The organism is Aeromonas schubertii, from assembly GCF_000820105.1.
Taxonomy (GTDB): domain Bacteria; phylum Pseudomonadota; class Gammaproteobacteria; order Enterobacterales; family Aeromonadaceae; genus Aeromonas; species Aeromonas schubertii.
Genome location: NZ_CDDB01000072.1, coordinates 37312 through 50722, shown reverse-complemented (window position 1 = coordinate 50722; position 13411 = coordinate 37312). Strand labels below are relative to the sequence as shown.

The 13411-nt window shown below is 61.8% G+C and carries 11 protein-coding genes; 5 read left to right on the top strand and 6 right to left on the bottom strand.

Annotated elements, in window-relative coordinates; translation table 11 throughout:
* Positions 1 to 211: 211 nt before the first annotated feature.
* On the bottom strand, positions 212 to 1183 hold the full coding sequence (locus BN1133_RS14805) for a nucleoside hydrolase (protein WP_050667262.1): 972 nt from the start codon (positions 1181 to 1183) through the stop codon (positions 212 to 214).
* Between the two features lie 137 nt (positions 1184 to 1320).
* Between BN1133_RS14805 and BN1133_RS14800 the strand changes: the two genes are divergently transcribed.
* Positions 1321 to 1881, top strand: coding sequence for a HutD family protein (locus BN1133_RS14800; RefSeq protein ID WP_050667261.1), 561 nt, complete (start codon positions 1321 to 1323; stop codon positions 1879 to 1881).
* Positions 1882 to 1926: 45 nt separating this feature from the next.
* Here BN1133_RS14800 and azu read toward each other — a convergent pair whose 3' ends face one another.
* The gene (azu, locus tag BN1133_RS14795) at positions 1927 to 2367 is read right to left on the bottom strand and encodes an azurin (RefSeq protein ID WP_050667260.1); all 441 of its coding nucleotides are present in this window, start codon (positions 2365 to 2367) and stop codon (positions 1927 to 1929) included.
* 192 nt (positions 2368 to 2559) lie between these two features.
* On the opposite strand from azu, the gene BN1133_RS14790 reads away from it, so the two are divergent.
* On the top strand, positions 2560 to 2913 hold the full coding sequence (locus tag BN1133_RS14790; protein WP_050667259.1) for a DsrE/DsrF/TusD sulfur relay family protein: 354 nt from the start codon (positions 2560 to 2562) through the stop codon (positions 2911 to 2913).
* On the opposite strand, the gene BN1133_RS14785 is transcribed toward BN1133_RS14790, so the two are convergent.
* Both BN1133_RS14785 and BN1133_RS14780 read right to left on the bottom strand, forming a co-directional pair.
* Complete coding sequence (locus BN1133_RS14785) at positions 2910 to 4115, bottom strand: MDR family MFS transporter (protein WP_050667258.1); 1206 nt, start codon at positions 4113 to 4115, stop codon at positions 2910 to 2912. The two genes, BN1133_RS14790 and BN1133_RS14785, sit on opposite strands and share 4 nt — an antisense overlap.
* 118 nt (positions 4116 to 4233) lie before the next feature.
* Positions 4234 to 5865, bottom strand: a complete 1632-nt coding sequence (locus tag BN1133_RS14780) for a methyl-accepting chemotaxis protein (protein ID WP_050667257.1) — start codon at positions 5863 to 5865, stop codon at positions 4234 to 4236.
* Between the two features lie 524 nt (positions 5866 to 6389).
* Between BN1133_RS14780 and BN1133_RS14775 the strand changes: the two genes are divergently transcribed.
* Together BN1133_RS14775 and BN1133_RS14770 are read left to right on the top strand one after the other, a co-directional pair.
* Complete coding sequence (locus tag BN1133_RS14775; protein WP_153006712.1) at positions 6390 to 7208, top strand: hypothetical protein; 819 nt, start codon at positions 6390 to 6392, stop codon at positions 7206 to 7208.
* Between the two features lie 33 nt (positions 7209 to 7241).
* The gene (locus BN1133_RS14770) at positions 7242 to 11141 is read left to right on the top strand and encodes a zinc-dependent metalloprotease (protein WP_050667255.1); all 3900 of its coding nucleotides are present in this window, start codon (positions 7242 to 7244) and stop codon (positions 11139 to 11141) included.
* Between the two features lie 66 nt (positions 11142 to 11207).
* Here BN1133_RS14770 and BN1133_RS14765 read toward each other — a convergent pair whose 3' ends face one another.
* Positions 11208 to 11642 (bottom strand): GNAT family N-acetyltransferase, encoded by a 435-nt coding sequence (locus BN1133_RS14765; RefSeq protein WP_050667254.1) that lies wholly within the window; start codon positions 11640 to 11642, stop codon positions 11208 to 11210.
* Positions 11643 to 11646: 4 nt separating this feature from the next.
* Positions 11647 to 11817, bottom strand: coding sequence for a YqaE/Pmp3 family membrane protein (locus BN1133_RS14760; protein WP_082178021.1), 171 nt, complete (start codon positions 11815 to 11817; stop codon positions 11647 to 11649).
* A 229-nt stretch (positions 11818 to 12046) separates the two neighbouring features.
* Between BN1133_RS14760 and trhP the strand changes: the two genes are divergently transcribed.
* The gene (trhP, locus tag BN1133_RS14755; RefSeq protein ID WP_050667252.1) at positions 12047 to 13411 is read left to right on the top strand and encodes a prephenate-dependent tRNA uridine(34) hydroxylase TrhP; all 1365 of its coding nucleotides are present in this window, start codon (positions 12047 to 12049) and stop codon (positions 13409 to 13411) included.

The window sequence follows — 13411 nt, the reverse complement described above, 5'->3', positions numbered from 1 at the left end:
ATTTCCCACCTCGCCACAAATAAACATTTCATTAACACACCAAGTTAATATGGAAATTAGGAAATAAAGGAGGAAAAACAGAGAGGATAAATTGAATCGGGAAGGAAATAATAAGTCTCAATGGCGACCCTTTCAGGCACCCGCGGCGGCAGAGACATAAGGGGAAAACAGGGTGGCCCGAGCGATAGACGCCACAGGCCACCCAAGAGCGTCAGGGGTGAGACCTTCCCCAGTCGATCAGGGTCTGGCGATAGAGGGCCAGCAGGGCCCCGTCATCCACCGCCACCCCGACCCGCTGCGCCCGGTAATCGGCCCACTCGTCGTGCGGGTGACGCCGGCCGTCAAACTTCTGCAGGGTGTGGCCGATGGCAGGCCCCTCGGTCACCACCCGAACCGGTCCGTCGCGCAGGGTAAACAGGGCTGGGTCGATGACATAGGCGATGGCGGACGGATCGTGCACGTGGCAGCCGTCCATGCCGATGCGCGACGAATAAAAGCGCAGGTAATAGCGGCTGACATCCCAGATGAAACGCCCCGGCTCGCCCGCGTCATCGCGCAGGGCATCCAGGTAGGCGCCGCTGAAGACGCTCTGCTGGGTCACGTCGAGGCCGATGATGACCAGGGGCCAGTCGGCGGTGAAGACCCGATCGGCGGCCTCGGGATCGTCGTGGATATTGGCCTCGGCATAGGGGGTCACGTTGCCCCGATGGCCGTTGACGCCAAACGCCCCCCCCATCACCACCACCTGCCTGACCAGGCCGGTTATCTCGGGCGCATGCTCGAGGGCCAGCGCCAGGTTGGTGAGCGGCCCTATGGCCACCAGGGTGATCTCGCCCGGCGCCGCCTTGACGGCATCAGCCATGTATTGCCAGGCGGGGCGCGGGTCGGGGCATCCCCGTACGGCGCCGGCCTCGACATCCCCGAAGCCGTGTTCCCCATGGACGATAGTGGTCGGCCCCACCGGTGGACGCCGCAGCGGGCGGTCAGCCCCTTTGGCCACGTCCGCCTTCATGGCGTATTTTTCCTTGAGCCAGAGGGTGTTGCGAGTGCCATCCTCGATGGTGGCATTGCCAAAGACGGTGGTGATGGCGAGCAGCTCGACGCCCGGATGGGCCTCGGCAAAGAGGATGGCCATGGCATCGTCGATGCCGGGATCGGTATCCAGAATGATCTTGTGGGTCATGGTACGGCTCCAACCGGGACGAAACCGCCAGTGTAGCGGTGGCAACGGGACAAATCCGGGCCCGGCTCACATCCCCGGCTTTCCATCGCGTCCGCCTCGTGCTATCTCTGCCCCTCCCCTTCCAGCCAGGAGAGAGTGTGTTTACCCTGATCCCCCAATCCCGCTACCGCCCCATGCCGTGGAAGAGTGGCCGCGGCACCACCGCCGAGATCCTCGTCTCCCCGGGCGGCGCCAGCCTGGCAGCCCTCGACTTTGACTATCGCCTGAGTATGGCGCCGATCCGCGAGGATGGCCCCTTCTCCCCCTTCCCGGGTTTCTCGCGCATCCTGCTCCCCATCAAGGGGGCCGGCTTCGTGCTCAACGGGCACCCCTATGCCACCTACGAGATCGCCCACTTCGACGGGAGCGAGCCAACCCACTGCGCCCTGCTGAAAAAAGAGGTGACCGATCTCGGGCTCATCTACGACCCGGCACGCATCAAGGCCAATGCCCGGGTGCTCAACCTCCCCTTCTCCCTGAGCCTGACCCTGGAGCCGGTCAACACCTACCTGGTGGTCCTGCTCGATGGCACTCTGGAGGCGGGCGGACATGAGCTGCAAAGCGGTGACACCCTGAGCATCAGCGGCGAGCCGGCGCTGGCGCTGACCTGCCAGAAGCGGGCGACGCTCGCCTTCTTCACCCTGCAACCCTGCGGTTAAGACATAAAAAGGGGCAGCGTCTGCTGCCCCTTCACTACGGCGGGATTAGCCCACCTTGAAGCTGCCCTTCATGATGGCCCAGTGGCCGGGGAAGGAGCAGAAGAAGCTGAGATCCTTGCCGGCCAGATCCTTGGTCGGGAAGGTGATGGAGGTGCTCTCACCGCCGCCCACCAGCTTGGTATGGGCAATGACGCGGGGATCGTCTTGCTTGATGTAGCTGTTGTCGGCCCCGGCGCTCATCCCCTCGGTGGCGACCGCCTGCATGTCGGCAGTGGCCGCCAGCACCCAGTTGTGGCCCATGGCGGTGACCGGCAACTTGCCCACGTGCTTGAGGGTGACCGTCACCTCCTGGCAGGTGGCCGGCACCGTCATGGCGGCGGTATTGAACTTCATGGCGTCGTCCGCCTCGACGGTCAGGGAGCACTCATCGGCAAAGGCAGGAGCCGCCATGGCCCCCAGCAACAGAAACGGGATTACGGATTTCATCGGACTCTCCTTTCGCAACAGGTTTCACCATGATAACAACCAGACTCATTTCAGCCACATTTTGGTGACAAGCCGTCCCGATTTTGTGAGCGGGTCGCCATAGTCAACGCGATCAATCCCCTTGACCCTTCTCACTTTTACCGCCTCGGTAACGTGTTAGCATCGCCATTTTCTAACCCGATGGAATCCACTATGAGCCAAGAGATTGTCATCATCGCCAACGGCGCCCCCTATGGCAGCGAGTCCCTCTTCAACGCCCTGCGCCTCTCTCTCGCCCTGGCCGAGCGCGAGGGGGTCAGCCTCAGGCTGTTTCTGATGTCCGATGCGGTCACTGCCGCCCTCCCCGGCCAGGCGCCGGCCGAGGGGTACAACCTGCGCCAGATGCTGGAGATCCTGCTGGCCCAGCAGGTACCGGTGCGCCTGTGCAAGACCTGTTGTGACGGCCGTGGCCTGAGCCCCTTGCCCCTCATCGAGGGGGTCGAGATAGGCACCCTGAGTGAGCTGGCCGACTGGACCCTGGCCGCCGACAAGGTGCTCACCTTCTAATCTTCGCAGCCGGCCGGCCCGGCCGATGGGCGCACCTCCCGGCTGCCCGCCCCGTAGAGGGCAAACACCAGCACGCAGATGCCGGCCATCACGGCAAACAGGGCCGGGCCGCCCCATACCTGCAACAGCCATCCCCCCACCAGGGGTGAGAGCGCCCAGCCGAGCCCGGCCAGGGCACTCGCCCCGAAGTAGCTTCCCTTGAGGTGAGCCGGCGCCATCTCATCGATCAGCACGTTGAAAAGCGGGAACAACACCGCCTCCCCCACGCTCAACAAGAAAACCGCCACCAGCCAGGGCCAGTACAGGGCCGGACTCGACAGGGCGAACAATACCTGGGCCGATGCCATCAGCAAGATGGAAAACTGCAGCCGCAGGCTCACCCGCCAGCGCCGGGTCAGATGCAGCAGGGGAAATTGCAATGTGATGATGGTGAGCGCATTGGTGGCCACCAGCAGGGCCACCAGCGTCTCCACCTCCGGGGCACCGGCGCGGGTCAGATACTGGATCAACGGCGACTCCACCTGGGCATAGACCAGCATCATCAGCAAGTTGGCGAGGATAAAGAGCAGGAAGGCCCGATCCCGCCCCACGACCCTGAGCATGGCCCCCAGGGTGAGGCCCGCATCCGGTCGACCGACGCAGTCGCGGCGAAAGCCGAGCAGAAAACCGATACCGAGCAGGGCATAACTGACCGCCGTCACCACGAAGGTCTCCTGGCGCGCCCCCAGCCCCACCATGACGCCAACGAGAGGGCCCACCCCTGCCCCCACGTTGAGCAGGAAGTAGCGCAGGTGCAGGGCCAACTCGCGCTGCGCCTTCTCGGGCAGCAGATCCCCCATCAGCGCCTTGCCCGGTGTGTCGATAAAGGCATAGGAGAGGCCCGAGCCAAACACCCCGATGGCGATGATCCAGAGGGAGTGGCCAAAGCCAAGCAACAGGTAGGCGCCGCACGACAGGGCGCAACCGAGCAGCAGTATGGTGCGCCGGCCGAACTTGTCGGAGAGCCAGCCCACATAGAAGCCGATAAGGCAGGAGAGCACGGCCGCGCCGCCCAACAAGACCCCGATGCCGGAGGCCGACAGGGCGTACTCCCGGTAGAGCAGGATGGAGAGGAAGGGCCAGACCATGAAGAAGCTGGTACGCACCATGAAGGTGCCGAGGATCAGGATCCAGACCAGCGGGGGAAAGGGGGGCAGGCGCATAACGACTCCTTGTGTGCGCCCGGCATGGAGGATGCCGGAAACCTTCAGTGGTAACAAAAGAGACCCACCGGCGCAATCCCCGGCCACAAAAAAGCCACCTTTCGGTGGCTTTGGGCAATCAGGCGAGGCGGAAACGGCCCACCGTCTGCTGCAATCCGGCCGCCAGCTGGCTCAGCTCCACGCAGGCGCTCGCCGTGTGCTGGGCCCCCTGTGCCACTTCGCTGGCCGAGTCGTTGATCCGCTCCACGTTGCGGCTCAGCTCATCGGAGACCGCATCCTGCTCACCGCAGGCGCTGGCAATCTGGATCCCCATGTCGGCGATCTTGTTGGCCGCCTCGGCGATGCGACGGATCCCCTCGCCGGTACGCTCACTCTGGGTGACACACTCCTCGATCATCTCACGACTGAGCTCGGTCACCTGCCGCACCGCATTGGCCCGCTGCTGCAGGGACTCGATGATCCTGGCGATCTCACCGGTAGAGGATTGGGTACGGCCGGCCAGGGTGCGCACCTCGTCAGCCACCACCGCAAAACCACGGCCCGACTCGCCGGCACGGGCCGCTTCGATGGCGGCGTTGAGGGCCAGCAGGTTGGTCTGCTCGGCGATGTCGCGGATCACATCCACCACCATGTTGATGCGGCCGGACTCCTGCTCGAGCTGTACCACCAGGCTACCCGCCTCCTCGATCTGCTCGGCCAGGCGGCTGTTGGCGGCGATCACCCCTTGCACGTCGTGATCCCCCTGGCGCACCAGCTCGCTGGTGGCCGTGGTCTCGCCGGAGGCGATCTCGGTGTTGGCGGCCACATTGGCCACGGTCGCCTTCATCTGGGTCATGGCGGCGGCGACCTGGGTGATCTCCGCCTGCTGGGCACGCACGCCCCCCGACGTCTGCTCGGAGACGGCGCTCACCTCCTCGATGGAAGTACCGAGCTGGGTCACCGCAGCCACCACCTCCTCGATGAGGCGACGCAGATTGTCCTGCATGGCAAGGGATGCGTCGGCCAGTCGGCCCAGCTCGTCGTTACCGATGGCTCGGCGATCGATGCGGGTGGTGAGATCGCCCCGCGCAATGTCGTTGGACAGACGCACCACGGCACTCAGAGGCTGGCAGATCTGGCGGCTCAGAAACCAGGTCATCACCACCATGAAGAGGAGCATGGCCCCCAGGCTCACCAGGGTAGAGGTGCTCACCAAAGAGAGGGTCGCCAGCAGATCGCTGCGATTGTTGCTGACAAAGCCGAGGTTGACCTCGACCAGGGCATCCATCGCCTTCTCCAGCTCACCGAACAGGGAGAGGGTCCCCATCAGGGCGGGCTGGGCCGCGACCATGTTGCCGCTTGCCACCGAGCTCTCGAAGGGGCGCAGGGCCTGTTGATAGCGCTGCCACACCTGCTTGACCTGGTCGAACACCTGGCGCTCGTGGCCATCGCCCACGGTGTGTTCGTAGTCGGCAAACATGCGGTCGATACGGGCCAGGGTCTCACCACGGCGAGCCAGACGGCGCTGCAGCTCCTGGGGATCCGGTATGGTCAGGATGGCGAACTCGGCCCGGCGCAGGTAGGAGATCTCGTAGATGAGCTTCTCCACCGAGAGCACGCTCGGCAGGGTCGAATCGGTGAAGTTCAGCACCCGACTGCGGATGCCGCCGAGTTCGGAGAAGAGATAGACACCGAACGCCATATTGATGGCGGCGATGATGGAGAAGACCACGGCAATCTTCTTGCCGATAGCCAAATCTTTGAATGACATGGGTAATCCTCAACTGGCCTGGGAAGGGGTGCGTTGACGATCACGTCCTTATGATGGGCGTCTAGGCGAAATGAAGCGCAGGATCATAGCAGCCAAATGGCACTACGACAAAACCTGTCCACAGAGTCATAAACCGGGTCGACATGCTCCCGTTGACCCATGGTTCAGGAATATCGACCAACTGGCGAGACTCTTGAGTCCTGGCGAAAAGAGGGGTCAACCACCGATTTCAGCCGGGGAAACCCGGCATAAAACACCACAAAAGAAGCAATAATCAGTGTTTGACACCACCTGAAGTATTAACTTTAAACACAGTAAATCAGTTTATATTTCAAAATATAACGATTAAACCAATCAAAAAAACCATTAATAAAAAAACGATCAGAACGAATCACCACAAAGAGCACAAAAAAAAGAAAATAGCTCAAAAAACATCCGTTTGACGAAGAGAAGGTGGCAATGATAGAACCACTCTCCCTGCATCCCGAATGCAGGAAAGTTCAGGCGCAACGGAAGCAAAAACAATGACAATCAGGATAATGACGGCAGGCCTTGCGGCACTGCTGCTGCAGGCTCTGCCCACCACGGCAGTGGCCCAAGAGTGTGCCCCCGACTCTCCCTGGGGCGGCTCGCTGGAGCTCGACTACACCAGCAACTTCTACGAACACGGCAGCTATCACGAGATGCGTAGCGCCGGTCTCAACGCCATACTCGACTACCGCTTCGACAACGGCAGCAAGGCCAGTATCAACCTGGCCGGGATCCACGCCTTCGATAACCCCAAGGGGCAGTATTGGCAGGATGGCTGGATAAAATATGGCAACAGCGATCTGTTCACCCTGACCGAAGAGATCACCCTGGGTCTGGATGGCAGCCTGCGCCTGCCCTTGTCAACCCAGAGCCGCAAGGACGATCTGCACACCTCACTGCGAGTCGCCACCCCCCTCTCCATCGACCTGGCCAGCCTGCTGGACGGGCTCGAATTCACCTGGCAACCCAGGCTGATGAAGAACTTCCACGAGTACAAGACCCGTGGCGGCCGCTCCCTCAAGGAGTGGACCCTGGAGAACCTGCTCAGCCTCGATTACACCGGCTGGGAGCGCTGGAGCCTCAACGCCAGCCTAGTCTTCAACTCCCATCGCACCTATCAGGGTACTCGGCAGAAGGATGACTATATCCACGCCGAGAGCATCTATTACGACCTGACCGATAACTGGTCCATCGGATTGATGTACTCCAACACCGGGGTTGTCTATGACCTCGAGCGGGGCGGCACCGGCTCCATCGAGCTGTTCAACAAGCGCAACTCAACCTGGTCGGCCCTGATCTCTTACAGCTTCTGACCACCATAAAAAACTAAAGGAAAGGAAACCCTTATGTTCAGGCAAACACTGATTGCGGCATCGGTGAGCATGCTGCTGCTCGGCTGCGGCGCTGGCGACGAGCCCTATAAAGAGGTCCCCAAGGCGGCCGAACAGCAGGCATGGCGCGCCTTCGACACCGGCGAGCTGTGGCTCTACGTTCCTTCGACCGCCGATGCCCCCCGATACGCATCCAACATGGACCCCTTCTTCCAGGGGGACGAGAAGGTCGTCCGCCTGCAGTTCGTCGAAGAGGGGCTGCGGGTGGTCCAGGTAGACCGCGACACCACCGCGGCCGGTCAGCCGCCGCGCTGGAACGATGTGGCCCCCGTGCTTACCATTCCGGGCGACTATCGGGACTATCGCTGCGCCGAAGATGCCTACGGTGAGTGCACCCGCAAGGAAGAGGAGAACACCGACAAGAACGTCACCTGGGACAAGAAGGCCTTCTTCCACCCCGTCTTCAAGGATCTGAAGGGGCACGAGATCAACACCATCGATCTCTGGTACAACAACGACAGCATCAGCGAAACGGCCGACCCCCGAGTGGTACGCTGGGAGATGGATGCCGAGAAGGGCGTTATCAACGTCGAACTCGAGCGCACTTTCACCGTCAAGCGCAACGCCCTGGACGATTACTACAACCAGAGCCTGAGCGATCTCTCCTTCACCACCAGCTTCTACTACTCCCTGGTCAAGCTCGACAAGATCGCCTCCCCCGGCTATAAGCCCATCCGCTATGCCCCGGACGACGAGAGCGAATTTGGCTTCTTCACCTCAGAGTTTGACAAGCTCGACGCCCAGGGCTCCGCCACCGATGGCAGCAAGCGCGCCTACCTCAACCGCTTCAACCCGGGCAAGGCCACCATCGACTACTACCTGAGCGACACCTTCTTCAAGCCGGAGAACAAGCTCTTCCTCGATGTGACCCTGGACTCGGTGCGCCACATCAACCAGTCCCTGGCCGGCACCGGCGTACCGCCCCTCAATATCGTCAACCCGAGCGCCCCCGCCGGTCGCCAGGTCGGCGATCTGCGCGTCAGCATGATCAACCTGATCGACCGCCCCCTGGCCAACGGTCTGCTCGGCTACGGCCCCTCGGTCGCCAACCCCCTCACCGGCGAGATAGTCAAAGCCCACGTGAACCAGTATTCCGGCGTCATCAAGACAGCCGTTCCCCGGGTCTGGAACGATCTGGCGCGTCGCTTCAACCGCCAGGAGCTCAAGGCCGATGGCATCATGTCCGGCATCGACTTTGCCAAGTTGGCCGATCCGGCCAACGCCATGAAGGCCAGTGTCGATCTCTCCGAGCAGCAGGTGGCCCAGGTGGAGAAGAGCTTCACCCAGCAGCCCCTGCGCAAGGAGCAGGCCACCCTTGGCATCACCCAGACCACTCAGGACAGCGATCTCAAGACCCTGGCCAAGGCCAATGCCGAGCGTCTCAAGCGCTGGTCCGAGAACAACGCCTTCGGGGAAGAGGCCATCTGGGTCTCTGCTACCAGCAAGGGGCTGGTCTCCGGCATCGACTATCAGGATGCCAGTCTCTACGAAGACGACGCCAAGACCCGTATGAAGAAGTGGAAGGCCCTCGACGAGGGACAGCGGGAGCGTATCAGCACCGCCATCTCCGCCCACATGTACCGCTCCACCCTGGTCCACGAGCTCGGCCACAACCTGGGTCTGCGCCACAACTTCGCCGGCTCCCGTGACAAGAAGAACTTCTACAGCCCGGAAGAGGCGAAGAGCCTGGGGCTGCAACATGTACCGGCCTACAGCTCCATCATGGACTATGCAGCCTCCGAGTTTGACGAGCTGCCCATCTTCGGCCCCTACGATCGCGCCGCCCTGCGTTTTGCCTATGCCCGTCAACTCGAGGTGCCCTACGGGGAGGCCCCCAAGGATGGGGAAGGCAAGCCGACCGGCCCGCGCCCGGCCGTGCTGCTGCCCCTGGACGAGCTGGATCTCGCCTATCTCAACAGCAACCCGGCGGTGAACTACGGCCAGCTCAATGCGGTTAAAACCCTGCTCGACAAGGGAGAGCTCCTGAGCTCGTGGCAGAGCCTCGACAACTCCTTCCAGGAGCAGCTCAAGAAAGGCAGCCTGGCGCGCAAGCCCTATGACTTCTGTACCGATGGCAACGTCTCGCTCAACAGCAACTGCAAGCGCTTCGACGAGGGGACCAACCTGGCCGAGATCATGGCCTTCCGCCGTCAAAACTATGTGGACAGCTATGAGCGTCGCAACACCCGTCTCGACAAGCAGGAGTTCTGGGATAACACCCTGATGGGATACACGGTGGGGCGCCTCAACGAGTTCTCCGAAGTCCGCGACTTCATCGAGGATTTCGAGCGCATCGATACCATCTTCCGCAACGCCTATGGCTCTGGTGACGAGAAACCCGGTGAGTTTCTGAGCTCCATCGTCACCAGCCCGCGCTTCTGTAACCCGAGCGCTGCGGCGCCGACCGATGCCTGGTTCTGTGCCTATGGCCGCGCCGCCATGGATGCGGCCGACTTTATGCTGGATGTGATCGCCCGTCCGGACAAGGTGTGTGAGGTACAAGACAGCAGCGGTAATATCAGCCAACTTCCCCTCACCAAACTCTATGGGGAGGTGAAGTACGACATGCCGGCCGGCCAGTCCCTGCCGATGAGCTGCTTCGCCCCCGGCTTTGGCGATGCCCTCGCCAAGCACGACAAGGGGTACAAGGTTCTCTCCGAGACCCGGGATGGGGTACCGCTCGATTCGGTCAGCCCCAACGATCCCAACCATCCCTTCTCCAACGAGCGGGATGTACTGGGTGCCTGGCCGGACAAGCTGCTTGCCATGAAGTTCCTGGTCAGCCGCGACACCCGCCGCTGGACCGAGAACGGGGATGCCCTGGCCCTGATCGATCTGCCCATGGTCGAGAGCCGCCTCAAGGCACAGATCCGCGCCATGGTACTGGGTGAGGCCCTGCCCGAGCAGCCGGTCTTTGTGGACAAGGATGGCAGGCAGGTCTTCCCCTTCAGCCCCTATCGCTGGGATAGCAAGCGTACCCTGGAAGGGCTCAACCCCTCCCTGGCGACACTGGCCAACTACTTCGATCTGGATTCGACCTCCAACGCACGCCTTAACAAGGCGATGCTGAGCCAGATCCTCAAGTGGGGTCAAACCGGCGACAGCCTGCAGAAAGAGAGTGCGCGCCGTTTGGTGGACTACATTTCTCTGCCACTCGCCGCGGACGAACAACCGGCACTGCGCACCCTGGATTACAAGGGAAGGAAGTTCACCTTTGGCAACGGCAACGTGCTGGCCTGGGACAGTACCAACCTGCTGTTCGACCGTGCCACCAATCAGGGCATCAAGACGCTGTTTGACACCATCAATCTCCCGGCCTATGCACTGCGTCTGCGCGCCGTGTACGGGGATGTGCTGACCAATCCAAACATTCGCAACCTGTTCAGTGGTGAACAACGTGTGGCCATGGCCAAGGCCGCCATCACGCTGGATAAGGCGATGCTCGACAAGCTGAGTGCCGCCTGGCTCAGCGGCAAGCCCTATGGCGCGGCCCTTGGCGAGCTCACCGTCTCGGCGACTGGCTACAAACTCGGTAGCGGGCCCACCTACACCGACAGTCAGTTGCAGCAGGCATGGGCCACCTTTGACGGTATCGGCAGAGCCATCAAGCAAGAGTTCTGGGGAGAGGTCGTCGGCTGGCTGCCCCAGTGGAGCGAGCAGATCCGCGCCCATGCCAGCAACAGCGCATTGAGTACAGACGAGCGCACCTTCTGGCGCGGTGAGCGGGCCCTGATCGCCTTTGTACTGGCCCAGACCAGCAACCAGAGCATGCTCGACAAACTGACCGATCCGCTCGAATCGATTCCTGCGACGACGAGAAATAACGTCAACGTCAGCATCTATGTCAAAAACTGACGATCCCATGCGGGATCATGATCAAAAAGGGGCGCAAATGCGCCCCTTTTTTTGCCATCTCAACCATCATCCCGCCTGGAGCAACACCAGCCGTCGCCAGGGACCGGTCACCGGGCACTCGCCCCGCTCCATGTCATCCTGCCAACCGAGACGATGATAGAAGCCGATGGCCGCCCAGTTGCTCTCGCTCACCTTGAGGGAGGCCGGGCCCGAGCCCAGAGCCAACGCCCGCTCGAGCAGGGCTCGCCCCACCCCCTGACCTCGGCTCTCCTCCTCCACATAGAGGTGATGGATAAAGCGATCCGCCGGCCACAGGCTGACCAGACCGACGATCCGCTCCCCCCGCTCGGCCAGCCAGACCCGTTCACCGGCACTCTGCTCGGCCCACTCCTCGAGACAAAAGTGATGCCCCGCCACCCAGTGAAAGGTGTTGCGTCTCTCCCGCAAAAAAAGGCGCGCAAGCGCCTCCTCATCGGCTCTCTCGGCCTCTCGAATCCGCATCCTGTTACCCCCTTCTCTCCTTGAGCAGCAACCACAAAGCATGGACCATGCCGGGCAATCCTCCCAGCAGGGTGAGGACTATGTTCAGCAGGAAGTGAAAGGAGAGGCCCACTTGCAAGAAGGCGCTCAAGGGGGGCAGAAAGATGGCGATCAGGATCTTGATAAGGTTTTCCATCGTTGGCTCCTCGCTCAAAGACCCTCTCACCCTATCCCGCAGGGCCACAAGATACAATCGCCGGGGCGAGGCGAGGTCCATTATTACTTAGATCCTGCTCACGCTTTTCTGGTACACTCTGCGCCCCTGCAAACGGGCACAAGATGCCGTCACGCGAGCAGTAACACATTGATTTAACAGCAATACATAGTATTAGCTGCTGATTTGCAATCAGACCAGAGAGACCCCCATGTTCAAGCCAGAATTGCTCTCCCCGGCCGGGACCCTGAAAAACATGCGTTACGCCTACGCCTATGGCGCCGACGCCGTCTATGCCGGCCAGCCCCGCTACAGCCTGCGGGTGCGCAACAACGAGTTCGACCACGAAAACCTGCAGCTCGGCATCAACGAGGCCCATGCCCTCGGTAAACAGTTCTATGTGGTGGCCAACATCCAGCCCCACAACTCCAAGCTCAAGACCTTCGTGCGCGACATGCGCCCCGTGGTGGAGATGAAGCCGGACGCCCTCATCATGTCCGATCCCGGTCTCATCATGATGATGCGCGAAGCCTTCCCGGATATGCCCATCCACCTCTCGGTGCAGGCCAACGCAGTCAACTGGGCCACGGTGAAGTTCTGGCATCAGATGGGCCTGACCCGCGCCATCTTGTCACGCGAGTTGTCACTCGACGAAATCGAGGAGATCCGCATGCAGGTGCCGGAGATGGAGCTGGAGGTGTTCGTCCATGGCGCCCTGTGCATGGCCTACTCCGGCCGCTGCCTGCTCTCTGGCTACATCAACAAGCGTGACCCCAACCAGGGCACCTGCACCAACGCCTGCCGCTGGGAGTACAAGGTGCATGAGGGCAAGGAGAACGAGGTGGGCCAGATTGTCCACCGTCAGGAGCCGATCGCCGTGCAGAAGGTCGATCCGACCCTGGGGGCCGGCAAACCGACCGATGCCCTGGTGCTGCTGGAAGAGTCCAACCGCCCGGGCGAGTTCATGACCGCCTTTGAGGACGAACACGGCACCTACATCATGAACTCCAAGGACTTGCGTGCCATCCAGCACGTGGAGCGCCTGACCAGGATGGGGGTCCATTCGCTCAAGATCGAGGGGCGCACCAAGTCCTTCTACTACTGCGCCCGCACCGCCCAGGTCTATCGCAAGGCCATCGATGACGCCGCCGCCGGCCGTCCGTTTGATCCGACCCTGATGACCACCCTCGAGAATCTGGCCCACCGCGGCTACACCGAGGGCTTCCTGCGCCGCCACACCCACAGCGAATACCAGAACTACGACTACGGCTACTCGGTCTCCGACACCCAGCAGTTCGTCGGCGAGATCACCGGCCGCCAGGGTGACATGGTCGAGGTCGAGGTGAAGAACAAGTTCCTGGTGGGCAACAACCTGGAGCTGATGACCCCCCAGGGCAACCTCAGTTTCAACCTGGAGCAGATGCAAAACCGCAAGGGCGAACTCATCGACACAGCACCGGGCAACGGCCATGTGGTCTATGTACCGGTGCCCAAAGAGGTCGATGTGAACTACGGCATCCTGCTGCGCAACCTGGGCGATCGGGAAGACACCCGCAATCCCCACTCGGCGCCCTGA